16 protein-coding genes and 1 pseudogene are annotated in these 23,726 nt (G+C 72.2%); 7 read left to right on the top strand and 10 right to left on the bottom strand.

Annotation, left to right across the window (positions count from 1 at the left end; translation table 11 throughout):
- Nucleotides 1–180 precede the first annotated feature (180 nt).
- Nucleotides 181–2,658 carry a SpoIIE family protein phosphatase gene (locus ACGFW6_RS32275; RefSeq protein ID WP_393517827.1) on the top strand — a complete coding sequence of 826 codons (2,478 nt, stop codon included), beginning with the start codon at nucleotides 181–183 and terminating at the stop codon, nucleotides 2,656–2,658.
- Nucleotides 2,659–2,703: 45 nt separating this feature from the next.
- Nucleotides 2,704–3,381, top strand: a pseudogene (locus ACGFW6_RS32270) (LysR substrate-binding domain-containing protein); the annotation flags it as partial.
- 118 nt (nucleotides 3,382–3,499) lie between these two features.
- On the opposite strand, the gene ACGFW6_RS32265 reads toward ACGFW6_RS32270, so the two are convergent.
- The 4 genes from ACGFW6_RS32265 to ACGFW6_RS32250 all read right to left on the bottom strand — a co-directional run bounded on the left by ACGFW6_RS32265 (nucleotide 3,500) and on the right by ACGFW6_RS32250 (nucleotide 7,602).
- Nucleotides 3,500–4,846, bottom strand: coding sequence for a hypothetical protein (locus ACGFW6_RS32265; RefSeq protein ID WP_393517824.1), 1,347 nt, complete (start codon nucleotides 4,844–4,846; stop codon nucleotides 3,500–3,502).
- 155 nt (nucleotides 4,847–5,001) lie between these two features.
- Nucleotides 5,002–5,703 carry a LuxR C-terminal-related transcriptional regulator gene (locus ACGFW6_RS32260; RefSeq protein WP_393517821.1) on the bottom strand — a complete coding sequence of 234 codons (702 nt, stop codon included), beginning with the start codon at nucleotides 5,701–5,703 and terminating at the stop codon, nucleotides 5,002–5,004.
- Nucleotides 5,704–5,881: 178 nt separating this feature from the next.
- Complete coding sequence (locus ACGFW6_RS32255) at nucleotides 5,882–6,796, bottom strand: amidohydrolase family protein (protein ID WP_393517818.1); 915 nt, start codon at nucleotides 6,794–6,796, stop codon at nucleotides 5,882–5,884.
- Between the two features lie 158 nt (nucleotides 6,797–6,954).
- Nucleotides 6,955–7,602 (bottom strand): TetR/AcrR family transcriptional regulator, encoded by a 648-nt coding sequence (locus ACGFW6_RS32250; RefSeq protein ID WP_393517815.1) that lies wholly within the window; start codon nucleotides 7,600–7,602, stop codon nucleotides 6,955–6,957.
- Between the two features lie 143 nt (nucleotides 7,603–7,745).
- Here ACGFW6_RS32250 and ACGFW6_RS32245 point away from each other — a divergent pair, with 143 nt between their 5' ends.
- On the top strand, nucleotides 7,746–9,182 hold the full coding sequence (locus ACGFW6_RS32245) for an MFS transporter (protein WP_393517811.1): 1,437 nt from the start codon (nucleotides 7,746–7,748) through the stop codon (nucleotides 9,180–9,182).
- 142 nt (nucleotides 9,183–9,324) lie between these two features.
- Here the strand turns inward: ACGFW6_RS32245 and ACGFW6_RS32240 are convergent, their stop codons facing one another.
- Complete coding sequence (locus tag ACGFW6_RS32240) at nucleotides 9,325–10,482, bottom strand: magnesium and cobalt transport protein CorA (protein WP_393517808.1); 1,158 nt, start codon at nucleotides 10,480–10,482, stop codon at nucleotides 9,325–9,327.
- Nucleotides 10,483–10,637: 155 nt separating this feature from the next.
- On the opposite strand from ACGFW6_RS32240, the gene ACGFW6_RS32235 reads away from it, so the two are divergent.
- Nucleotides 10,638–11,741 (top strand): winged helix DNA-binding domain-containing protein, encoded by a 1,104-nt coding sequence (locus ACGFW6_RS32235; RefSeq protein ID WP_393517805.1) that lies wholly within the window; start codon nucleotides 10,638–10,640, stop codon nucleotides 11,739–11,741.
- A gap of 14 nt (nucleotides 11,742–11,755) precedes the next feature.
- Here ACGFW6_RS32235 and ACGFW6_RS32230 read toward each other — a convergent pair whose 3' ends face one another.
- From ACGFW6_RS32230 to ACGFW6_RS32215, 4 genes are all read right to left on the bottom strand, one after another.
- The gene (locus ACGFW6_RS32230; protein ID WP_393517802.1) at nucleotides 11,756–12,439 is read right to left on the bottom strand and encodes a LysE family translocator; all 684 of its coding nucleotides are present in this window, start codon (nucleotides 12,437–12,439) and stop codon (nucleotides 11,756–11,758) included.
- A gap of 148 nt (nucleotides 12,440–12,587) precedes the next feature.
- A complete protein-coding gene (locus ACGFW6_RS32225) occupies nucleotides 12,588–13,376 on the bottom strand; it encodes a S1 family peptidase (protein WP_393517799.1) in 789 nt (262 codons plus the stop codon).
- Nucleotides 13,377–13,599: 223 nt separating this feature from the next.
- Nucleotides 13,600–16,419 (bottom strand): AAA family ATPase, encoded by a 2,820-nt coding sequence (locus ACGFW6_RS32220; RefSeq protein ID WP_393517796.1) that lies wholly within the window; start codon nucleotides 16,417–16,419, stop codon nucleotides 13,600–13,602.
- A gap of 171 nt (nucleotides 16,420–16,590) precedes the next feature.
- Entirely contained in the window at nucleotides 16,591–17,415 is an 825-nt protein-coding gene (locus ACGFW6_RS32215; protein WP_393518004.1) for a response regulator transcription factor, read from the bottom strand.
- A gap of 128 nt (nucleotides 17,416–17,543) precedes the next feature.
- Between ACGFW6_RS32215 and ACGFW6_RS32210 the strand changes: the two genes are divergently transcribed.
- Entirely contained in the window at nucleotides 17,544–19,214 is a 1,671-nt protein-coding gene (locus ACGFW6_RS32210; protein WP_393517793.1) for an AMP-binding protein, read from the top strand.
- 23 nt (nucleotides 19,215–19,237) lie between these two features.
- Nucleotides 19,238–20,842: an AMP-binding protein gene (locus ACGFW6_RS32205; RefSeq protein WP_393518001.1), complete on the top strand. Its 1,605-nt coding sequence runs from the start codon at nucleotides 19,238–19,240 to the stop codon at nucleotides 20,840–20,842.
- Between the two features lie 105 nt (nucleotides 20,843–20,947).
- On the opposite strand, the gene ACGFW6_RS32200 is transcribed toward ACGFW6_RS32205, so the two are convergent.
- Nucleotides 20,948–21,643, bottom strand: a complete 696-nt coding sequence (locus ACGFW6_RS32200) for a hypothetical protein (protein WP_393517790.1) — start codon at nucleotides 21,641–21,643, stop codon at nucleotides 20,948–20,950.
- A gap of 253 nt (nucleotides 21,644–21,896) precedes the next feature.
- Here ACGFW6_RS32200 and gcl point away from each other — a divergent pair, with 253 nt between their 5' ends.
- Nucleotides 21,897–23,681 carry a glyoxylate carboligase gene (gcl, locus tag ACGFW6_RS32195; protein ID WP_393517787.1) on the top strand — a complete coding sequence of 595 codons (1,785 nt, stop codon included), beginning with the start codon at nucleotides 21,897–21,899 and terminating at the stop codon, nucleotides 23,679–23,681.
- Nucleotides 23,682–23,726: the final 45 nt, after the last annotated feature.

Raw genomic sequence — 23,726 nt, 5'->3', positions numbered from 1 at the left:
ATCCACGGCTGCGCCGACCGGCACCTCCATGCTCCCTCCGCGCTCGCACCTTGCCCACTCCTGGCGCCGCGCGGCCGTCACAGCACGGGAGCGGGAGGCCGCGGGCCCGTGCACAACGGGCGGACTAGCAGGAACATGGTCCTGTAGAGCACGGGACCCGAGCGACCCTGCGTGAGGACCATGGACCCTCCCCGAGAAAGGCCCGACGAGCCCGCGTCGACAGCACCGCGCGCCCTCTTCGACGCGTCCACCGACGCGGCGGCGGTGGTGTCCGGCCACGGCGTCGTGCTCGGCTGGACCCGCGCCGCTGAGGAACTCCTCGGGCTGCCCGCGTCGCGGACGGTCGGCGGCTCCGCGGCGCGGCTGCTGGCGATGCCCGGCGACCCGCTGCGGGTCGCGGCGGTCGCGGACCGCTGCCGGGCCGGCATGGGGTGGAGCGGCCGCGTCCCCCTGCGGCACTCCGACGGCAGCCGGGTCGACGTCGACCTGAGGGTCTCCGCGGCGTTCCGCATCGGCGCCGACGAGTGCTTCCTGATCTCCGCACGCGCGCAGCACCAGCAGTGGGCGGCCGGTGAGTCCGTGCTCGACGGCTTCCTGACCCGCGCCCCCGTCGGCATGGCCGTGATGGACACCCAGCTGCGCTACATCTGGCTCAACGACACCCTGGAACGCTTCGGTGGCGTACCCCGCGCGCAGCGCCTCGGCCGCCGGCTCAGCGAACTGCTGCCCGGACTCCAGGCGGACACCATCGAGGGCCTGATGCGCAAGGTCCTGGAGACCGGTGTGCCGGTCACGGACTACGAGTACGTCGGCTGGAGCTGGGCCGACCCGCGCCGCCAGCACGCCTACTCCACGTCGTTCTTCCCCCTCACCGGCCCCGAGAACTCCATCACCGGGGTCTGCTACATGGTCTCGGACGTCACCGAGCGGTGGAACGCCCGCCAGTTGCTGTCGCTGGTCAACGAGTCCGGGACCCGCATCGGCACCACCCTGGACGTGCTGTGGACGGCCCAGGAGCTGGCCGACTTCGCCGTGCCCCGGTTCGCGGACTTCGTCGTCGTGGACCTGCTGGAGCCGGTGCTGAGCAACGAGGGGCACGGCGCGTGGCTGACCGACGCGGGCCCGGCGCCCGCGAAGCCCGTGATGCGCCGGGCCGGCATGAGCTCGGTGCGCGAGGGCTGCCCGGAGGCGGTGGCGCGGGTCGGGGAGCGCGTGGACTTCGTGCCGCCGCCGCACGACGCGCATCTGCTCATCGACGGCGATCCGATCCTCATCCCGGTCCTCGACCCGTCCGACGATCTGTGGGTCACCGAACAGCCCGCGCGGGCGGCCAGCATGCGGGAGTTCGGCCTGCACTCCCTGATCTCCGTGCCGATGCGGGCCCGCAACACCGCGCTCGGCCTCACCACGTTCGTCCGGTCGCTCAACCCCGTCTCGTTCCAGCCCGACGACGTCCTCGTCGCCCAGGAGCTGGTGGCCCGGGCCGCGCTGTGCGTCGACAACGCCCGGCGCTACACCCGTGAGCACACCGCGGCGGTCACCCTCCAGCGCAGCCTGCTGCCGCAGGCCCTGACGGGCGGTACGGCGCTGGAGGTCGCCTCCTCCTACCTGCCGGCGGACCCGACGGGCGGCGTGGGCGGCGACTGGTTCGACGTGATCCCGTTGTCCGGCGCCCGGGTGGGCCTCGTCGTCGGCGACGTCGTCGGGCACGGCATCACCGCCGCGGCGACCATGGGCCGGCTGCGCACCGCCGTACAGACCCTCGCCGACATGGAGATGCCGCCCGACGAGCTGCTGGCCCACCTCGACGACCTGGTGCTCCGGCTCAGCGAGGAGCGGGCCGAGGACGGAGCCGAGGCGGCGCACCGGGGCACGGCCGGCTTCCTCGGCGCGACCTGTCTGTACGCCGTCTACGACCCGGTCACCCGACGCTGCACGATGGCCCGCGCCGGGCATCCGCCGCCGGTCGTCGTCGCGCCCGACGGACGGGTGTCGTTCCCCGAGCCTCCGGCCGGACCGCCGCTCGGGCTGGGCGGGATGGGGTTCGAGGCCACCGAGATCGAGCTCGCTGAGGGCAGCCTGTTCGGCCTGTACACCGACGGTCTGGTGGAGGCGGCCGACCACGACATGGAACGCGGCATGACGCGGCTGGGCGAGCTGCTGTCCCGTCAGGGGCTCGACCTGGCCACGCTGTGCACGTCCGCGGTGCGCGAGGTGGTGCCCGCGCCGCAGCCCGACGACATCGCCCTGCTCCTGGCACGCACCCACGCCCTGGGCACCGAGCACGTCGCCTCCTTCGAGGTGCCCGTCGACCCGGCGGCCGTGGCCGACGTCCGGGCCCGCGCGACCCGGCAGGTGGAGACATGGGGGCTCGGCGAACTGGCCATGACGACCGAGCTGATCGTGAGCGAGCTGGTCACCAACGCCATCCGCTACGCCGAACCGCCCATCCGGCTACGGCTGCTCCGCGACTCCCGGCTGACCTGCGAGGTCGCCGACGGCAGCAGCACCGCCCCCCGGCTGCGCCACGCCCGGAGCATGGACGAGGGCGGCCGCGGCCTGTTCCTGGTGGCGCAGCTCGCCCATCGCTGGGGCGCCCGCTACACACCCGAGGGCAAGATCATCTGGGCCGAGCAGGAACTCCCGCGGACGCACTGAGCCCGCCGGCCTCGCACCGCTCCCGGCGATGCGTGACGGACCGGTCTGTACCGGCGTACCGTCCGGCGGCCCGGCGGACCGGTCTGTACCCGGCGTACCGTCCGGCGGCCCGGCGGCCCGGCGGCCCGGCGGCCCGGCGGCCCGGCGGCCTGGCGGCTCGGTAGCTCGGCGGCGCCCGACCCGCGCGAGCGGCACCCGCATTTGCGCGTCCACGTCACCCAGCTGGAACCGGAGAAGTCCCTGCCGGCCCTTCAGGCCCGCGACTTCGACCTGGTCCTCGCCGAGGAGTACCCCGGCAACCCCAACGCGAGGCTTGCGGAACTCGAACAGGCGGACCTGCTCGACGACCCCCTGCGCCTCGCCCTGCCCGCCCGCGCCGGCCACCCCGGAACCCACGGCCCGACGGCGACGTTGCGTGCGCTCGCCGGCCATCCCTGGGTGATGGAACCCGAGGGCACGGCCGCCCGCCACTGGGCGATGACCCTGTGCCGCGACGCCGGTTTCGAACCGGACGTACGGTTCGAGACCACCGACCTGCTGCTCCACCTCCGGCTCGTGGAACGCGGGCTCGCCGCGGCCTTCCTCCCCGACCTCGTGTGGAACGGACAGTCCGCGACCGTCGACCTGCGCGAGCTGCCGCGCGGCCGTCGCACCCGCCGGGTGTTCACCGTCGTATGCCGTGGCGGGGGCCGGCACCCGGCGATCCTCGCCTGCCGGGACGCACTGCGGCGGGCGATCGAGGCCCGTTGGCGGGCGTCCGCGCCCGGACAGCGGAGTGCCGGACCCGGATCGACCGGGCCCGGCACTCCAGGCGGCACCAGACAGGATCAGCTGCTCCTGGTCACCACTGCTCCTTGTCCTGGTGCTTGGTGTGGGTGGGCTTCGAGGGGTGGTCAGGCTTGTCCGGATGCGAGGGCTTGTCCGGGTGGGCGGGCTTGGAGGGGTAGTCCGGCTTGTCGGGGTGCGCGGGCTTCGCCGGGTAGTCGGGCTTCTCCGGGTGGGCGGGCTTGGACGGGTAGTCCGGCTTGTCGGGGTGCGCGGGCTTCGCCGGGTAGTCAGGCTTGTCCGGGTGGGCCGGCTTTGACGGGTACTCGGGCTTGGCCGGCTTCGAGGGGTAGTCGGGCTTGTCGGGGTGCGCGGGCTTCGCCGGGTACTCGGGCTTCGCCGGCTTGGCCGGATACGCAGGCTTCTCCGGGTGTGCGGGCTTCGCCGGGTATTCAGGCTTGGCGGGCTTGGCCGGGTACACGGGCTTGGCGGGGTATTCCGGCTTGGCGGGCTTGGCCGGGTACGCGGGCTTGGCGGGGTATTCCGGCTTGGCGGGCTTGGCCGGGTACGCGGGCTTGGCGGGGTACTCAGGCTTCGCCGGCTTGGCCGGGTACACGGGCTTCGCGGGGTATTCCGGCTTGACGGGCTTGGCCGGGTATTCAGGCTTGGCCGGGTACTCGGGCTTGACGGGCTTGGCCGGGTACACGGGCTTCGCGGGGTATTCCGGCTTGACGGGCTTGGCCGGGTACACGGGCTTCGCCGGGTATTCAGGCTTGACGGGCTTGGCCGGGTATTCGGGCTTCGCGGGGTACTCGGGCTTGACGGGCTTGGCCGGGTACACGGGCTTCGCGGGGTATTCCGGCTTGACGGGCTTGGCCGGGTACACGGGTTTCGCCGGGTATTCAGGCTTTACAGGCTTCGCCGGGTACTCCGGCTTCGCCGGATGTACGGGCTTGGCCGGGTATTCGGGCTTGACCGGCTTCGCGGGATACACGGGCTTGGCCGGGTGTTCAGGCTTGACCGGCTTGGCCGGGTACTCAGGCTTGACCGGCTTGGCCGGGTACTCAGGCTTCGCGGGCTTCGCCGGGTAGTCAGGCTTGTCCGGGTGGACCGGCTTCGCGGGATGCATCGGCTTCTCCGGATGCATCGGCTTGTCCGGATGCGCGGGCTTCGCCGGGTGCATCGGCTTGCCGGGATGTTCCGGCTTCGCGGGGTGCATGGGCTTGCCCGGGTGCCCCGGCTTCGCCGGGTACGCCGGCTGCGGAGCGTGGGCCGGGTGGACCGGCTTGCTCGGGTAGGGCGGCTGGGGCGTCGCGTGGTCGTCGGCGTAGACGGTGCCCCCGCTCGCCAGGGCGGCTGCGGCGAGCGCGGCGGCCATGGCCGCCGGCGTCAGAACAGATCGCCATCTTGGCGATGTCGTCATCTTCCACTCTCCTCGACTTGGTTCAGGGCCTCGTGACGGCTGGTCAGCACCAAGAGCCGGACAGTGGAATGAATAGGAAATCGGGTGATATGAAAAACGCTTGGGGGCGAGAAGCCACCGGATGGTGTAGCGCGGGCCCGCCAGTTGGCCCGGCGTCAGGCGGCGGGCCGGACGAGGCCGGACTCGTACGCGAACGTGACCGCCTGGACGCGAGCGCGGGCGCCGATCTTGGTGAGGATATTGCTCACATGCGTCTTGACCGTGGTAGGCGCGATGGAAAGCCGTTCGGCGATCTCGGCGTTGGACCAACCGGAGGCCACGGCGACGAGGACGTCCCGCTCGCGTCCGGTCAGCGTGTCGAGTCCCGAAACGCGCGACAAGGGGCGTACGGTGCGCTGTTCGCGGACGGCGTCGATGAGCGCGCGGGTCAGGGCGGGTGTGACGACGGCGTCCCCGGCGGCCACGACCCGGACGGCCGAGGCGAGTTCGTCCGGTGCGGCGTCCTCCAGGAGGAACCCGTCCGCGCCGGCGCGCAGGGCCGCGTAGGCGTACTCCTCGTGACCGGTGGGGGTGAGCACCAGGACACGGGGGGTGTGCGCGTCCGGCCGCGCGGATCCGAGGGGGCTCGGGAAGCGGTCCTGCCGGGTCAGGTGCCGCACGGTCTCCAGGGTGTCCGCCGGCTCCGACGGGCGGCCGGCCACCAGCACCACGTCGGGGTGGAGCGCGGCGCTCAGCCGGACCGCCTCGGCCTCGCTCGTCGCTTCCCCGACGACGTGCAGATCCGGCTCGGCGCCGAGGAGCATGCGCAGGGCGAGGCGCTGGAGAGACTGGTCGTTGACCACGAGTACGGAGACCATGTCTGCCTTCTTCCTGGCCGAGGCGGGTGGCGGCCTGCCCAGCAGAACGAAACGGTTTCGTTCACCTACGTTAGCGTAGCTCTCGTAAAGACGAAGTAGGAGATCGGTCAGGACTTGGCCCCGACGGGACCGGCGTCGCACCACGCCGTGTCCGCCGTCGAAGCCGTGGTCGGTGCCGTCACAGCCCGAACAGGCGCGCCCCGTTGTCGTGGCACACGCCGCGCAGCCACGCGTCCCCGAGCTCCAGGCGTTCCAGGGCCGCGAGCTGATGGACGTACGGATAGGGGATGTTGGGGAAGTCGCTGCCGAGCAGGATGCGGTCGCCGAGGTCCGCCAGGCGGGGCAGGGCACGCCGCGGGAACGGGGCCATGCGTTCGCTGAAGTCGGTGAACGCCATGGTCGTGTCGAGGCGCACCTCCTCGTAGCGCTCGGCGAGGTCGAGGAAGTCCTCGTACTCGGGCAGTCCCATGTGCGCGACGATCAGCCGCAGCCTGGGGTGCCGGGCGAGCACGCGGCTCACGGGTTCGGGTCCGGTGTACTTGCCGGGCATGGGGCCCGATCCGCAGTGGATCACGACGGGTGTCGCGGCCTCGGCCAGCAGTCCCCAGGTGGCGTCGAGGGCCTCGTCGGCCGGGTCGTACGCACCCACCTGCACATGTGCCTTGAAGACCCGGGTGCCCGCCTCGACGGCCTCGCGGACGTAGGACTCGACTCCCGGCTCGGGGAAGAAGGTCGAGGTGTGCAGGCAGTCCGGGGTGCGGCGGGCGAAGTCGACGGCCCAGGCGTTGAGCCACTCGGCCATGTCCGCCTTGTGCGGATAGAGCATCGAGGTGAAGGCGCGTACGCCCAGGTCCCGGATCACGGCGACCCGTTCGGCCTCCTCCGCGCGGTAGGTGATCGGCCACTCGATCCCGCCGGTCAGCGGTCCGAGCGAGTCGAAGTAGCCCCAGACCTTGTGCAGGACGCGCTCCGGCATGAAGTGGGTGTGCACGTCGATCAGTCCCGGCAGCCCCAGCCGCTGCCAGAACCGCCGTACCTCCACCGCCTCCTCGGCCGTGCTCGTGCCGTGCGTGCCCGTCGCTCCGTCGCTCAAAGCCGGTCCCGTCGCTCGAAGATCACGGACCGTCCGGCACGGACGACCCCGGCGGGCGGCCGTGCGCGGTCGGTTCTCCCCACGCGTACCTCGCGGCCCGCGGAACCTTCCCAGCGTAGGTCACGCGGTACGCGGGGCCCCGGCCCCGCCGGCCCCGGCTACTCGCCCCGCGGGCCGTAGTGGGCCAGGAACATGTCGACGCCACCGGTGACCAGACGGTCCGTCAGGTCGTCGTCGATCTGGGCGCCGTGGGAGCTGAAGACCATGTGGGGGAAGACGAGCAGGCCGTAGAACTGGATGATCGCCACCTGGAGGTCGGGGATCTTCAGCCGGCCCTGCTCGGCGAGGGTGCCCAGGGCGCCGGCGACCGCGGGATGGTGGCTCTCCGTGCCACGGTGCCGCCATGCCTCGGCCAGCTCGGGGAAGCGGTGCACCTCCGCGGCGACGAGGTTGTGCAGGGCGGTGACCTCGTCATTGGTGCGCACGGCCCGGACCCAGGCGCGCGCCGCGTCGACGAGGGCGGAGCGCAGGTCGCCCGCCTCGGCCAGGCCCTCCAGGGCGGCGGACGACTCCCCGGCCAGCGGCTCGTCCAGGGCGTCCGTGATGACCGCTGTGAACAGGGATTCCTTGCTGCCGAAGTGGTTGTAGACGGTCACCTTCGACACGCCCGCCTCGGCGGCGATGGTGTCCATCCCCACGCCGAAACCCTCCCGCAGGAACAGCTCGCGGGCGGCCCGCACGATGGCCCGCCGCTTGAGCTCCGCGCGGGGGCCGCTCGGCGGCTGTTTCACGCTGTTCGTGCTCATGACCTCGACCTTAGCACTCATCTGAACTGTACGGTTGAGTTCATATGAACTGAACAGTATGGTTCAGTCAGACCCTCGCCGTCGGTCATGCCCGCGGTCGTACCCGCGGTCGGACCCTCGGACCGCATCCGGAAGGACACGTCATGGCCCACTCCACAGCCGGTGCACCGCACACGGACGCACACGACCGTCCACCGCCCGCCGGCCCGCGCCGCTGGGCGGCCCTCGCGCTGATCTGCGTGGCGCAGTTCATGCTCGTCCTGGACGTCACCGTCGTGAACGTCGCCCTGCCCGACATGGCGGCCGACCTCGACCTCGACCGCGAGGCGCTGACCTGGGTGGTCACCGCCTACACCCTCTGCTTCGGCGGGCTGATGCTGCTCGGCGGCCGGCTCGCCGACGCTCTCGGCGCCCGCCGCACCCTGCTCGCCGGACTCGCGCTCTTCACCACGGCCTCCCTGGTCACGGGCCTGGCCCAGAACGCGCCCATGCTGCTCGGCGGCCGGATCGGTCAGGGCGTCGGCGCGGCCCTGCTGTCCCCGGCCGCGCTGTCCGTCGTCACCACGGCCTTCCACGGCGCCGAACGCAACAAGGCGCTCGGCGTCTGGTCGGCCATCGGCGGCGCCGGCGCGGCGGCCGGTGTGGTCCTCGGCGGCGCGCTCACCGACGGCCCCGGCTGGCCGTGGGTGTTCTACGTCAACGTGCCCGTCGGGCTGCTCCTGCTCGCCGTCCTGCCCACCCTCGTCCCGGCCCGTGCCCCGCTGCCCGCCCGCCTCGACATACCGGGCGCTCTCCTCGTCACCACGGGCACCGCCGCCCTGATCTACGGCCTGGTCGAGGCGGGTGACGCCGGGTGGACGGGTGCCGCGAGCCTGCTGCCGTTGACCGGTGCCGTGGTCGCCTACACGGCCTTCGTGGCGGTGGAACGGGCTTCCCGGGCGCCGCTGATGGACCTGCGGATGTTCACCCGGCGGCCGGTGCTCGCCGGAGTCTTCCTGATGCTCGTCGCCACCGCTCTGCTGATCTCGTTCTTCTTCCTCGGATCCGCCTACCTCCAGCACGTCCGCGGGTTCAGCCCGCTGCGGACCGGCCTGCTGTTCCTGCCCGTCGCCGTGGCCACCGGCGTCGGCGCCCACGTCGGCTCCCGGCTCGTCGGGAGGATCGGCAGCCGTCCGACGGCGGTCGCGGGCATGGCCGTGGCCGCCGCCGGAACCGTCCCGCTGACCCGGCTGCCGGAGAACGGCAGCGTGTACGCCGGTCTGCTGCCGGGCTTCGTGCTCGCCTCGCTCGGCATCGGCGCCGTCCTCGTCACGGCCGGTACGACCGCCCTGGGCATGGTGGAGCACCGCGAGGCCGGGCTCGCCTCCGGCGTCGTCAACACCGCCCACGAGGTGGGCGGTTCGATCGGTGTCGCCGTCGTCTCGAGCGTCGCGGCCGCCGGCTTCGAGCGGGGATCGGCGGGCGGCTTCGGCGACGCGTTCACGGTGTGCGCCGTGGCTGCCGCGGCCGGCGCCGTCGTGGCCCTGGGCCTCGTACCGCGCGGCACACCGCAGCAGGCCGGCGGGCCGCACGTGCACTGACCGGTGCTCGTCACGGCCTCACCCGGTCCGGACGGCGGCCCGTGTCACGCTCAGGACCCCGGACCCCGTCCGTCCCGCAGGAGTCGCCCCTCCGCCGGTCGCTGCGGGGAGGGCCGGTCGTCGGCCGTGGATGTGACCGGGCTCAGAGCCAGTCCTTGCGCTTGAAGATGATGTACAGACTGATGCACACGACGGCCATCAGGGCGATCGCGAAGGGATACCCGAACACCCAGTGCAGCTCCGGCATATGGTCGAAGTTCATGCCGTAGATGGTGCCGACGAGGGTGGGCGCGAACAGGATCGCCGCCCAGGACGAGATCCGTTTGATCTCCTCGTTCTGTTCGAACCCCGCCTCCGCCAGGGCCCGCATCTCCGCGTTCTGCTGCTGCGTGACCAGGGTCGCGTTGACGGTCAGGATCTCGGTGAGGGCCTGGCGGAAGCCGTCGACGCGTTCGCTGGTGTGCGTGACGTGGTCGGCCACATCACGCAGATAGCGCTGGAGTTCCTCGTCCGTGCCGTACTTGGAGAAGCCCGCCATCAGGCCGTGCAGCATCCCGACCAGCGGACGGGTGGCGCGCTGGAACTCGACCATCTCGCGGGAGAGTTCGTAGATACGGCGGGAGACCTCGGGGTCGCCGCGGAAGACCTCGGTCTCGATCTCGTCGATGTCGATCTGGACGCCCGCCACGACCGGCTCGTAGCCGTCGACGACGGCGTCGAGTATGGCGTAGAGCACCGCCTCCGGGCCGAGCTTGAGCAGCTCGGGCGTCTCCTCCATGCGCCGGCGCACCGCCGACAGATCGGGGGCCGCGCCATGGCGGACGGTGATCACGAAGTCGGGTCCGACGAAGACGTGCAGCTCGCCGAAGTCGACCTCCTCGGGCGCGTCGAGATAGCGGGCCGCCCGCAGCACCACGAACAGCGTGTCGCCGTAACGCTCCAGCTTGGGCCGCTGATGGGCCTCCATCGCGTCCTCGATCGACAGCGGATGCAGGTCGAACTCGGCGGCCAGGGACAGCAGCTCGGCCTCCGTCGGCCGGGCCAGGCCGATCCACGCCATGCCGGACGGCTGGTCGCGCAGCTCGCGGAAGGTCTCGGCGAGGGTGGCGGGGGAGGACACCCGCACGCCGTCCCGGTAGAGCGCCGCCTGCACCACGCTCACCACCTCGGACGGCTCCGGAGCGCGGGAAGGTGTCCCGGGCGCCGGCGCGGGAGGCTCCGCGGGCGGTGGGGTGAGGCCACGGCGCCACACGGACTTCATGGGGTTCTTCGAGGCGGGGCGGGGGCGTCGCTCGGACATTGCGGCTCCCTCCCGATCAGGGCGACGGGTGGACGTGCGTGATCACCGAGCAGGATATACGGGGCGAATGACATGGGCGGGGTGGGTGAGCCGATCCAGGACTCCGTGCGACTCGCGGACAGAACGTGTCCGCAACTCTCGCTAGCGTCATCGGCATGACGAAGCGGACCACGGCAGAGCCCGTTCTCAGCACCCGCGCCCTCAACCGGGCCACCCTCGACCGCCAGCTCCTGCTGCGCCGCTCCCCGATGTCCGCCCTGGCGGCCGTGGAGCATCTGGTCGGCCTCCAGGCGCAGGAGGTCAAGCCGCCGTACTACGCGCTCGCCGCCCGGCTCGACGGCTTCACGCCCGGGGAACTGTCCGCACCGCTCGCCGACCGCGCGGCGGTGCGGATCGTCACCATGCGCTCGACGATCCACCTGCACAGCGCCGAGGACAGCCTCACCCTGCGCCCGCTGGTGCAGCCCGCGCGCGACCGCGAGATCAACTACTTCCGCAAGGGCCTCGTCGGTGTCGACCTGGACCGGCTCGCCGTGATCTCCCGTGAGCTGGTCGAGGCGGAGCCGCGCACCATGAAGCAGCTGCGCGAGGCGCTCGGCGCCGAGTGGCCGGACGCCGACCCGCAGTCCCTGGCCGTCGCCGCCCGCTGCAAGCTGCCCCTCGTCCAGGTCACCCCGCGCGGACTGTGGGGGCGCGGCGCGCAGGTCTCCCTCACCACCGTCGAGCACTGGCTGGGGCGCCCCGCCGAGCCGGCCGCCTCGCCCGACGCCACGGTCCTGCGCTATCTGGCCGCCTTCGGGCCGGCGTCCGTCAAGGACATGCAGACCTGGGCCGGACTGACCCGGATGCGTCCCGTCTTCGAACGCCTGCGCCCCGAGCTGCTGACCTTCCGGGACGAGAACGGCGTCGAACTCTTCGACCTCCCCGACGCCCCGCGGCCCGACGCGGACACCCCGGCGCCGCCCCGCTTCCTGCCGGAGTTCGACAACCTGCTGCTCTCCCACGCCGACCGCACCCGGGTGATCCCGCCCGCGAACCGCGGCCGCACCTGGCACGCGAACATGCTCCACTGCCCGTTCCTGGTCGACGGCTTCCTCGCCGGCGTGTGGCGCCTCCTCGACGACGCCCTCGTCATCGAGCCGTTCGGCGACCTCACCCGGGCCCGGCGCGGGGAGGTGACCGAGGAGGCGGAGCGCATGCTGCGGGTCATGCACCCGCAGGAGGCGTACGACATCCGGTTCGGGACCGTCATCCCCTAGCCGGGCGGCGGCCCTCAGTCCGCGCGGCCCGTCACCGCCACCGTCACACCGAGCCCGATCATGGTGAAGCCGCCCGCCCCGCCGATCAGCGACAGCCGCCGGTCCATGGGGGTCCCCCCGCTCGAGCGAAGCCGAGAGTGGGGGAGAGCGAACCAGGAGCGGGTGGCGGACGCGGTCAGGCCCCACAGGGTGTCCGTGACCAGGCCGATGACGATCGGGATCAGGCCCAGCACCAGCATCTGCAAGGGGACATGCCCCGCCGACTGGTCGACGAACTGGGGGAGTACGGCGGCGAAGAACACGATGCCCTTGGGATTGGTGACGCCGACCAGGGCGCCGTCGAGGACCGTGCGCAGATCGCCGCGCGCCGGACGCGCCGCGACGGGTTCGGCCGCCGACACGCGCAGTTCCTTGCGGTGCCGGAACGCCTGGACGCCCAGGAACACGAGGTAGGCCGCGCCCGCCAGTTTGACCGTGAGGTAGATCGCCGCGGACCGCTCCACCAGTGAGCCGATGCCCACCGCGACCGCGATCACCAGCGCGTAGGAGCCGAAGGAGTTGCCGACGGCCGTCGCCACCGCGGTGCGGCGGCCGTGGGCCAGGGCCCGTCCGATCACGAACAGCACGCTGGGTCCCGGGATCAGGACCACCAGCAGCGACGTCGCCGCGAACGCCAGCAGCCGGTCGGTGGACACCATGCCCCTCACCTCCGTACGAATCCGGCCATTCAATACCGGGGCGGGCGGACATGGATAGGGGGCGTTGCGGGCCGCTCGTGGAGGCTCGCAACGCCCCCGGTCTCTCACCTGAGGTGTGCTCAGGAGACTTTCTGGACGACGTTCCCGGTCAGGAGGCGATCTGCTCGCCCACCTCGTCCGAGAACGTGGTCAGCCGGGTGTAGACACCCGGGTAACCGGCCTGGGCGCACCCCTCGCCCCAGGAAGTGATCCCTGCCAGGACGCCCCCGATGAGCAGGGGACCGCCGCTGTCGCCCTGGCAGGTGTCGACGCCGCCGGAGGTGTATCCGGCGCAAACCATGTCGGACGCGATGAAGTCCGAACCGTAGGAGCTCGCACAGCTGGAGTCGGCGACCGTGGGCACGGTGGCCGTGCGCAGCTGGTTGGAGGAGCTGCCGCCCGAGGAGGTGGTGCCCCAGCCGAGGATGCGGGCCGTGGTGCCCGCCGCGTACACACCGGTGTCCGAGGAGTCGACGTACGAGGCCGGGGTGTACGACATCGACGTGGACAGGGTCAGCACGGCCACGTCGTTGCCCTGGGTGACGTCCTGGTAGTCCGGGTGAATCCAGATGCCGCTGACCCGGCTGACCGTGCCGTTCGTGCCGTTGAGGTAGGTGCGCCCGCCGACGACCCGGACGCTGGAGGTGGACTCGCCGACCATGCAGTGCGCCGCGGTGACGACCTTGGTGGCGGAGACCAGCGTGCCGCCGCAGAACTGGTTCTGCGAGGCGTCGGTGATCTGCATCATGAAGGGGTACGCGCCGGTCGTGGTCGTCGAACCGCCGACGATGCGCGAGTCCGCGGCCTCAGCGGTGGGGGCGCTGAGCAGGGCCGCCGCGGCGGCGGCGACGGTGGCCGCCACGGCGGCCGTCCTTCTGGCACGGGTGAGCCCGAACAAGGAGACTCCTCAGGGGAAATGGCCGGTGGGGGGTCGCACGGGTGTGGGGGGTTGCACGAGGGACGCGGGACCGGCCCCCGTGTGCCCGGGCGAGCGGCACATCCATAAGGTAGGTCCCGGACGTTCCCCTTCCCAATGAGGGAACCCCCTAAGGGAGTTGGGCAGGGAAAACCCTCGGTCGTGTACCGCTAAACCTGTCCGGACCGGCCTGGACGGGTGAAATTCAGGTCGTGCGGCGCCCCGCCGCCAGGCGGACGATGTCGACCCGCGACCGGATCCCGAGCTTGCGGTAGACCCGGGTCAGGGTCGCCTCGACCGTCTTGACGCTGATGAACAGACGCGCGGCGATCTCCCGGTTCGTCGCGCCCTCCATGACCAGCGCGGCGACCTGACGCTCCATCGAGGCGAGCCCGTCCAGCCCGTCGAGGCCGTCCGGCGCGACCTCGGGCGCGGGCGCCGGCTGCACGGCGCCGACCGCGGCCGCCGCCTCGACGCGCCGCAGCCACGGCAGCGCCCGGCAACGGCGGAACAGCCGGGCCGGCTCGTCGTACGACGCCGGACCCGAGACGGCGCAGCGCAGTTGGGCCAGCGCGAAGGCGGCCCGCGCCTCCTCCAGGCCGTACCCCAGCTTGCCGAGCCGGTCCTGGGCCGACGTCAACTGGGCCACGGCCGCGTCCTGGTCGCCGCGTGCCGCGCGCACCAGCGCCTGAGCCCGGTCCAGCACGGCCAGCACGCTCTCACGGTCCAGCCGCAGCGCCTGCTCACGGGTGACGTCGATGACGTCCTGCGCCTCCGCGATCTCGCCGCCGCGCACCAGGGCCTCCGCGAGGTCGCCGTGCCAGCGGCCGCGCGCCGGGTCGGTGATGCCGAGGCCCTGCTCCACCTCGCGCACCCGGCGCAGCGAACGCACCGCCCCCTCGGTGTCCCCGGCCACCAGCTGGGCGTGCCCGAGAGCGGCCAGGGCCCGCGAGACGTACATCTGGTCGCCGTCCTCCTCGGCGTGCTCCATTGCCTCCCGCGCCAGCGTCAGCGCCCGCTCCACCTCGCCGCCCGCCGCCTCCGCGAGCGAGGTCAGCACGGCGGAGGCGACCTCGCCGATCCCGGTGTCGCGGGCGAGCCGCAGACTCTCGCGGGCCAGGTCCAGGGCGCGTCCGCAGTGGCCCGAGTGCAGCTCCGTCTCGGCGACCCCGCGCAGGAAGTGCACCTCGCTCTCGACCCAGCCGTGCCGGCGCACCTCGCGCAGCAGCGCGGTGACCGCCGCGCGGGCCTCGGGGAGCTGGTCGCTCATGATCAGCCAGCGGAAGCGGGAGTAGCCGGCCCCGTTGTGATGGCAGGCCACCCTCGGGTCCTGGGGCTCCTCCAGGGCGCGCCGGATGGTCGAGGGGGCGTCCGGGTGCCCCATGAGGGTCTCGATCTGCGCCTTGAGCGCGAGCGACAGCAGCTCGGTGTAGCGGTCACCGGCCCGCGCGGCCAGCTCCGCCGCGTACCCGGCCTCCTCGCGGGCCTCGTCGAAGTCGCCCTCCACGAGCAGGGCGCGCCAGGTCAGTTGGTAGTGGACCAGCGCGAGCAGCTTCGGGTCCTCGCCCGCGTCGGCCAGCGCCTGCGGGAAGATCGAGTCGACCTCGGTCATGGCGTGGCCCGCCGTCTCGATCACCGCGATCCACGCCCGCACCCGTTCCGCCGGCACGGCCGTGCGGGCGAGCACCTCACGCGCGATGTCCCGGGCCAGGTCCAGCTCGCCGGCGGTGATCGCGTCGTCGGTGGCCGCCAGCCGCAGGGCGTCCGGGCTCGGCGCGCCGTCGGCCGGGGTGTGCCGGGCGGCGAGCAGGGACAGCTGCGCGGCCACCGACGGCGCGCCCCGGTCCCGGGCCAGCGCGGCGGCCTCGGCCAGGCGCGCGGCGACCTCCGGGTCGGTGCCGGTGGTCGCGAGGGCCAGGTGCCGGGCGCGTTCGATCGGATCGGAGGCGGCCGTGGACAGCGCCGCGTGCGCGGCCCGGCGCTCCTGCGCGGGAGCCTCCGCGTACAGCGCCGCGGAGATCATCGGGTGCGCGAACCGGACGGCGGGGCCCTCGGGTTCGGTGGCGAGCAGCCCCAGTTCCGCGGCCTGGGCGGTCTCCGCCTCGGCGTCCTCCCGGCCGGCGGCGTGCAGCAGGGCCAGCGTCGGGCGGGCGCCCGCGCTCGCGACGAGGAGGGTGCGGCGGGCCTGGTCGGACAGCATCTCCAGCCGGTTCAGCACCAGGGCGCGCAGCGAGGTGGGCACCGGCAGCGGCTCGCCGGGGCGGGGCGGGGTGGCGTTCTCGGCGAGGGCGCGGCCCAGTTCGAGGGCGAACAGGGCGTTGCCGCCGCTGGTGCGGTGGATGTCCCGGACGGTGGAGCGGGGCAGGCCGGTGTAGCCGCGGTTCTCGAGCAGCGTGGACATCTGGGCGCGGGACAGCGGGCCGAGCCGTACGGCGAGCGTGTCCGGCGGAGACGCGCGTAGATGGCGGTCGTACTCCTCGCCCTCGGTCCGCACCGCGAACAGCATCCGCACCGGGGTGTCACCGAGGCGGCGGGCGGCGAAGCCGAGGAGTTCGGCGCTGGCCGGATCCAGCCACTGGAGGTCGTCGGCGACGACCAGGACGGGGCCGGAGTCGGCGAGGGCGCGCAGCGCGGACAGCACGGCCAGGCGCAGGGCGAGGCCGTCGCGCTGGAGGCTGGACTCGCCGCGGCCGGTGAGGGCCGCCTCCAGGGCGGTGCGCTGGGCGGCCGGGAGCCGGTCGGAGACCTCGTCGAGGACCAGGCCGAGGAGGTCGGCCAGGGCCAGGAACGGAAGGTGGGATTCGGACTCCGTGGGCGAGCAGCGCAACACCGTGCGCGCCGTCCCGCCGCATTCGCCGGCCAATGCCCGCAGGACCGTCGACTTTCCGATTCCGGCAGGTCCGTGAAGCAGCACGCTGCCGCCCCGGGCGAGCTGCTCACGTGCCGCCGTGAACAGTTCCTCCCTGCCGATGACCTGGTCGGGGCGGCATCTGGCAGGCTCCTTGAAGTCCCGTCGCACGGTCACCGCTCCCCTCCGTGTGTCGTGTCCGGGCCAATATTAGGCAACAGGTCTTTGAAATTCGGACCGCCGGCAAGGTGAGGCAAATAACAACCTTGGAGCATGGGGAAATTCAAAGCGCGGGTGAATGAATGAGGGGTTGTCGCGGTGGCCCGGACCACCACCGCGACGGCGCCGCTACGGCAGCAGCCCCGCCCTGCGCGCCGCCGCCACCGCCTCACCCCGCGTGTGGGTACCCAGCTTGCGCATGGCCGACCGCAAATAGCCCTTGACGGTCTCCGCGCGCAGCCCCAGCCGCTCGGCGGTGGCCGCGTTCGTGGCGCCGGCGGCGACGCACGCCAGCACGTCCAGTTCGCGCGGGGCCAGCTGCACGCCGTTCGGCGCGGGCCCCTCCGTCAGCAGGCCGCAGGCGTCCAGCAGTTCCGCGCGCAGGCCCGGATCGCCGATGCGCGGGGCGAGCGCGCGCAGCGCCGCGTGCGCCTCACGCACCTGCTCCCACACCGCGCCGCGGTCGGGCGGCGCCTGTCGTGGCCGGGCCGCCTCCAGCAGCCCCCGCGCCTCCTCGCGCACCACCAGCGCCTGCTCGACGTCCCGCGCCGCCTCCATGGCCGCCGTCAGCGTGCGGTCGCCCAGCGGCTGGGCCGTGCGCAGGGCGCCGTACAGGACACCGCGCACCCGGCGCCGTACGACGACCGGGACCGCCACCACCGAGCACAGCCCCTCCATGGCGACCGCGGCGTCGTACTCGTGGGTGATCTGCCGTGAGGAGGAGTAGTCCGTGACGGCGCACGGGCGGGCCAGCGCCACGGCCTTGCCGCCCAGGCCGTTGCCGGCGGTCACCGCGAGTCTGCGCAGCGAGTCGGTGGCCGTGCCGTTCAGTTCGCTGATGCGCACCCTCGGGTGCCCGGGTTCCACCAGACCGCCGAAGGCGACCGGCAGCCCGGTCGAGCGGCGCAGGCGCACCAGTGCACGCCCTATCTCCACCGATGCGGCCGCGTTCACTGCCACCTGCTCGCCCTTTCACCGCTGATTCCCGAGCGCACACCCCCGTTCGGGGGTAGTGAGACCCACGTCACGGATTACACGATGGCAGAGAGCCGCCCGGCAAGGTCCGGTAACTAGGAGGACAGATGACGACGGGGACGGAGCTGTTCCGCAGCGCGCGGGACTTCCTGCTGGCACACCGCGAGGACTACGCCACCGCGTACCAGGACTTCTCCTGGCCGCGGCCCGAGCGATTCAACTGGGCGCTGGACTGGTTCGACGTGATCGCGGACGGGAACGACCGCACCGCGCTGCACATCGTCGAGGAGGACGGCACCGAGGTCCGGCTGTCCTTCGCCGAGATGTCCGAGCGCTCCGCCCGCGTCGCCAACTGGCTGCGGGCCCGCGGCGTCCGGCGCGAGGACCGGGTCCTCGTCATGCTCGGCAACCAGGCCGAGCTGTGGGAGACCGCCCTCGCCGCGATGAAGCTGGGCGCCGTCGTCATCCCGGCCACCCCGCTGCTCGGCCCCGCCGACCTGCGCGACCGAGTGGAGCGCGGACGGGTCCGGCATGTGCTGGTGCGGGCCGAGGACACCGGAAAGTTCGACGAGGTCCCCGGGCGCTACACCCGGATCGCCGTCGGCGGGGCGCCCGAGGGATGGCAGACGTACGAGGACGCGTACACCGTCTCCGCCGGGTTCACCCCCGACGGGCCGACCGCGGCCGACGACCCGCTGATGCTCTACTTCACCTCCGGCACCACCGCCCGCCCCAAGCTGGTCGAGCACACCCACACCTCGTATCCCGTCGGGCACCTGGCCACCATGTACTGGATCGGCCTCAAGCCCGGCGACGTGCACCTCAACATCTCCTCGCCCGGCTGGGCCAAGCACGCCTGGTCCAACCTGTTCGCGCCGTGGAACGCCGAGGCGACCGTCTTCCTCGTCAACTACGCGCGCTTTGACGCGGTCCGGCTGATGACCGAGATGGACCGGGCCGGCGTCACCACCTTCTGCGCCCCGCCGACCGTCTGGCGCATGCTGATCCAGGCCGACCTCGGCGCGCTGCGCACCCCGCCCCGCGAGGTCGTGGCGGCGGGCGAGCCCCTGAACCCGGAGGTCATCGAGCAGGTCCGGCGGGCCTGGGGGGTGACCATCCGGGACGGCTTCGGACAGACCGAGACCGCCGTCCAGGTCTCCAACAGCCCGGGTCAGCCCTTGAAGACCGGCTCCATGGGCCGCCCCAGCCCCGGCTTCCGCGTCGAACTGCTCGACCCGGTCTCCGGCGCCCCCGGCGCCGACGAGGGCGAGATCGCCCTCGACCTGTCCGAGCGCCCGGTCGGCGTGATGACCGGCTACCACGGCGACGCCGACCGCACCGCGGAGGCGATGGCCGGCGGCTACTACCGCACCGGCGACATCGGCTCCCGGGACGCCGACGGCTACATCACCTACGTCGGCCGCGCCGACGACGTCTTCAAGGCGTCCGACTACAAGATCTCCCCGTTCGAGCTGGAGAGCGCCCTGCTGGAGCACGAGGCGGTGGCGGAGGCGGCCGTCGTGCCCGCGCCGGACGAGGTACGCCTCGCGGTGCCCAAGGCGTACGTGGTCCTCGCGGAGGGCTGGGAGCCGGGTCCCGACACGGCCAAGGTGCTCTTCGAGCATTCCCGGGAGGTCCTCGCGCCGTACAAGCGGGTGCGCCGCCTGGAGTTCGCGCCGCTGCCCAAGACCGTCTCCGGCAAGATCCGCCGCATCGAGCTGCGCGAGGCCACGGCCGCCGGCTCGGACGCCGAGTACCGCGAGGAGGACTTCCGGTGAGCACCGAGTCGTCTGTGTCGTCCGTGTCTTCCGAGTCGTCGTACACGCACGGGACCAGCCCGACGGTCCTGGTCGGGGACACCATCGGGGCCAACCTGGACCGCGCGGTCGCGGCCTGGCCGGACCGGGAGGCGCTGGTCGACGTGCCGTCCGGGCGGCGCTGGACCTACGCCCAGTTCTCCGCCGATGTCGACGAGCTGGCGTACGGGCTGCTCGCGAGCGGGATCGCCAAGGGCGACCGGGTGGGGATCTGGGCGGTCAACTGCCCCGAGTGGGTCCTGGTCCAGTACGCCACGGCCCGCATCGGCGCGATCATGGTGAACATCAACCCGGCCTACCGCACCCACGAGGTCGAGTACGTCCTCAACCAGGCCGGGATCTCCCTGCTGGTCGCCTCCCTCAGCCACCGGACCAGCGACTACCGGGCGATGGTCGAGCAGGTGCGCGGCAAGTGCCCGCAGCTGCGGGAGACCGTGTACATCGGGGACCCGAGCTGGCGGGCGCTGATCGAGCGCGGGACGCCCACCACGTTCGAGGAACTGTCCTGCGACGACCCCATCAACATCCAGTACACCTCGGGCACGACGGGCTTCCCCAAGGGAGCCACGCTGTCCCACCACAACATCCTCAACAACGGGTACTTCGTGGGGGAGCTGATCGCCTACAGCGAGCAGGACCGGGTGTGCATCCCGGTGCCCTTCTACCACTGCTTCGGCATGGTGATGGGCAACCTCGCCGCCACCTCGCACGGCGCCTGCATGGTGATCCCCGCGCCCTCCTTCGACCCGAAGGCCACGCTGGAGGCCGTCCAGCAGGAGCGCTGCACCTCGCTGTACGGCGTCCCGACGATGTTCATCGCGGAGCTCAACCTCCCCGACTTCGCCTCCTACGACCTCTCCACCCTGCGCACCGGCATCATGGCGGGCTCGCCCTGCCCGGTGGAGGTCATGAAGCGGGTGGTCGCCGAGATGCACATGGCGGAGGTCTCCATCTGCTACGGCATGACCGAGACGTCCCCGGTCTCGCTGCAGACCCGCATGGACGACGACCTGGAGCACCGCACCGGCACCGTCGGCCGGGTGCTGCCGCACATCGAGGTGAAGGTCGTCGACCCGGCGACCGGGGTGACCCAGCCGCGCGGCACCGCGGGCGAGCTGTGCACCCGCGGCTACAGCGTGATGCTCGGCTACTGGAACGAGCCCGAGAAGACCGCCGAGGCCGTCGACGCCGGGCGCTGGATGCACACCGGCGACCTCGCGACGATGCGGGAGGACGGCTACGTCGAGATCGTCGGCCGCATCAAGGACATGATCATCCGGGGCGGCGAGAACATCTACCCGCGCGAGATCGAGGAGTTCCTCCACGCCCACCCCGGGATCGCGGACGTGCAGGTGGTCGGGGTGCCGCACGAGCGCTACGGCGAGGAGGTCCTCGCGTGCGTCATCCCGCGCGACGCGGCCGCCCCGCTGACCCTGGGGGAACTGCGGGCCTTCTGCGAGGGACAGCTCGCGCACTACAAGATCCCGAGCCGGCTGCAGATCCTCGACACCTTCCCGATGACGGTGTCGGGCAAGGTGCGCAAGGTGGAACTGCGGGAGCGGTTCGCGGACGGTCCGGCGACGCCCTGACGGGCTCGGGGAACCGCGCGCCGGGGTCGGCGCCGTCGAGCGGCTGCGGGGCCGTCGTGGCCGGTCGCGCGGTTCCTCGCACCGCTTCCTCGGGCTGCGAACCGGTCAGCGGGCGCCCGTGGAGTCCAGTTCGTCGGCGAGTGTGTTGACCGGCTGGGGCGTGCCCGTGAGGTCCAGGACGAACAGGGGGACGCCGAGAGTGTCGGCGCGGGCGCGGGCGTCGGGGGCGTATCCGGACAGGGAGAAGTAGACGCAGGCGGCCGACTCCGTCATGGCCGTCAGCCACAGGCACTCCACGTCCCGCAGGGAGGCCGGCCGTACCGTCGGGTCGACCTGGGCGAGCAGACCGTGCGCGGCGATGCCGATCCCGGACGTGGGCCGCTGGTCGGCGCGGCGGATGTCCCGGTAGCCGAGCCAGCGCAGATACACGGCGGCCGCGGTGACCGCGTCACGGGCGGTCCGGATCGTGATGGGCTGGAACGCGCGGCGCGCGGTGGGCTCCGCCTGCGGTTCCGCCCCTTCTTCCTCCTCCTGCGCGCTCACCCGCGCCACCGGCACCCGCAGCAGGGTTCCGCAGGAGCAGCCGAGCTCCGGACGGGGCCACTCGCCCTCGCGGCCGCACACCGCGCAGCGGACGCTGATCCACTCGTCGTCCCAGGCGCGATGGGTCACGGCCGTCGCCGTGCCGGCCGGGTCCAGCGGCGGCACGACGGGGGCCCCGCACGCACAGGGATAGGCGGGTGCCGCGTACAGATGCTCGCGCCGGCAGGCCGGGCAGCGCACCGACACGCTCTCGGACATGACCCTCTCCAGGACGACCTCGCATCGGGACAGCGGACCCATCGTCCTCCAGGCGGCGCCCGGTTGTCCCCCTCTTGACGGTCTTCACCCGCCCGCCTACATTGCTTCCAGATAGCAGAAAAGAGTTTCCGCAATGTGGAAATCGAGGGGGATCGCCCTTCGGTGGCCACCTGCGGGACCGACATCGTCACGGAATTGCTCACCGCGGGGCGCGACGGGAGTGCGAATCCGACGGCCGAAGCAGGAGTACTCAATGGCACGTATGACCGCTGCCCGAGCGGCAGTCGAGATCCTCAAGCGCGAGGGCGTCAGCAACGCGTTCGGCGTGCCGGGCGCGGCGATCAACCCCTTCTACGCGGCGCTCAAGGCTTCCGGCGGCATCAACCACACCCTCGCCCGCCATGTGGAGGGCGCCTCGCACATGGCGGAGGGCTACACCCGCACCCACCCGGGCAACATCGGCGTCTGCATCGGCACCTCCGGTCCGGCCGGCACCGACATGATCACCGGCCTGTACTCCGCGATCGGCGACTCCATCCCGATCCTGTGCATCACCGGTCAGGCTCCGACCGCCGTGATCCACAAAGAGGACTTCCAGGCGGTCGACATCGCCTCGATCGCCAAGCCGGTCACCAAGATGGCGGTGACCGTCCTGGAGGCCGCGCAGGTCCCCGGCGTCTTCCAGCAGGCGTTCCACCTGATGCGCTCCGGCCGCCCCGGCCCGGTCCTCATCGACCTGCCGATCGACGTCCAGCTCACCGAGATCGAGTTCGACCCGGAGACCTACGAGCCCCTCCCCGTCTACAAGCCGGCCGCGACCCGCGCGCAGGTCGAGAAGGCGATCGGGCTGCTGAACGCTTCCGAGCGGCCGCTGATCGTCGCGGGTGGCGGTGTCATCAACGCCGACGCCGCCGAACTCCTCGTCGAGTTCGCCGAGCTGACCGGTACGCCGGTCGTCCCGACCCTGATGGGCTGGGGCCTGCTCCCCGACGACCACGAGCTGAACGCCGGCATGGTGGGCCTGCAGACCTCGCACCGCTACGGCAACGCGACCTTCCTGGAGTCCGACTTCGTCCTCGGCATCGGCAACCGCTGGGCCAACCGCCACACCGGCAAGCTCGACGTCTACACCGCCGGGCGGAAGTTCGTCCACGTCGACATCGAGCCCACCCAGATCGGCAAGATCTTCGCCCCGGACTACGGCATCGCGTCCGACGCGAAGGCCGCCCTGGAGCTGTTCGTCGAGGTGGCCAAGGAGTTGAAGGCCGCCGGCAAGCTGCCGGACCGCTCCGACTGGGCCGCGTCCGCGCAGGAGAAGAAGGCCACGCTCCAGCGCCGTACGCACTTCGACGACGTCCCGATCAAGCCGCAGCGCGTCTACGAGGAGATGAACAAGGCCTTCGGCCCGGAGACCCGGTACGTCTCCACCATCGGCCTCTCGCAGATCGCCGGCGCCCAGATGCTGCACGTCTTCAAGCCGCGGCACTGGATCAACTGCGGCCAGGCGGGCCCCCTCGGCTGGACCATCCCGGCCGCGCTGGGTGTCGCCAAGGCCGACCCGGAGGCGCAGGTCGTCGCGCTGTCCGGCGACTACGACTTCCAGTTCATGATCGAGGAGCTGGCGGTCGGCGCGCAGCACCGGATCCCGTACGTCCACGTCCTGGTGAACAACTCGTACCTGGGTCTGATCCGTCAGGCGCAGCGGGCGTTCGAGATCGACTTCCAGGTCAACCTGGAGTTCGAGAACATCAACTCGCCCGAGCTGGGCGTGTACGGCGTCGACCACGTCAAGGTCGCCGAGGGCCTCGGCTGCAAGGCGATCCGGGTGACCGACCCGGCCGAGCTGGGCGCGGCCCTGGAGCAGGCCAAGAAGCTCGCGCAGGAGTACCGGGTCCCGGTCGTGGTCGAGGCGATCCTCGAGCGCATCACCAACATCTCCATGTCCACGACCAACGACATCAGCAATGTCGTCGAGTTCGAGGAGATCGCGACGGAGCCCGGCCACGCGCCGACGTCGATCAGGACGCTGAAGGTCTGACGCGTCCGCTCGCAGAAGGGGCGGTCCAGCCGAAAGGCTGGACCG

Source organism: Streptomyces sp. Y7, from assembly GCF_043195415.1.
In the GTDB taxonomy this organism is placed as follows: domain Bacteria; phylum Actinomycetota; class Actinomycetes; order Streptomycetales; family Streptomycetaceae; genus Streptomyces.
The sequence above is the reverse complement of the archived record's forward strand: the minus strand, read 5'-3'. Positions and strand labels throughout refer to the sequence as shown.

Coding starts and splice junctions, on each gene's coding strand:
- ACGFW6_RS32275 (WP_393517827.1), top strand. CDS start 181: ATGGACCCTCCCCGAGAAAGGCCCGACGAGCCCGCGTCGACAGCACCG.
- ACGFW6_RS32265 (WP_393517824.1), bottom strand. CDS start 4,846: ATGACGACATCGCCAAGATGGCGATCTGTTCTGACGCCGGCGGCCATG.
- ACGFW6_RS32260 (WP_393517821.1), bottom strand. CDS start 5,703: ATGGTCTCCGTACTCGTGGTCAACGACCAGTCTCTCCAGCGCCTCGCC.
- ACGFW6_RS32250 (WP_393517815.1), bottom strand. CDS start 7,602: ATGAGCACGAACAGCGTGAAACAGCCGCCGAGCGGCCCCCGCGCGGAG.
- ACGFW6_RS32245 (WP_393517811.1), top strand. CDS start 7,746: ATGGCCCACTCCACAGCCGGTGCACCGCACACGGACGCACACGACCGT.
- ACGFW6_RS32240 (WP_393517808.1), bottom strand. CDS start 10,482: ATGTCCGAGCGACGCCCCCGCCCCGCCTCGAAGAACCCCATGAAGTCC.
- ACGFW6_RS32235 (WP_393517805.1), top strand. CDS start 10,638: ATGACGAAGCGGACCACGGCAGAGCCCGTTCTCAGCACCCGCGCCCTC.
- ACGFW6_RS32230 (WP_393517802.1), bottom strand. CDS start 12,439: ATGGTGTCCACCGACCGGCTGCTGGCGTTCGCGGCGACGTCGCTGCTG.
- ACGFW6_RS32210 (WP_393517793.1), top strand. CDS start 17,544: ATGACGACGGGGACGGAGCTGTTCCGCAGCGCGCGGGACTTCCTGCTG.
- ACGFW6_RS32200 (WP_393517790.1), bottom strand. CDS start 21,643: ATGTCCGAGAGCGTGTCGGTGCGCTGCCCGGCCTGCCGGCGCGAGCAT.
- gcl (WP_393517787.1), top strand. CDS start 21,897: ATGGCACGTATGACCGCTGCCCGAGCGGCAGTCGAGATCCTCAAGCGC.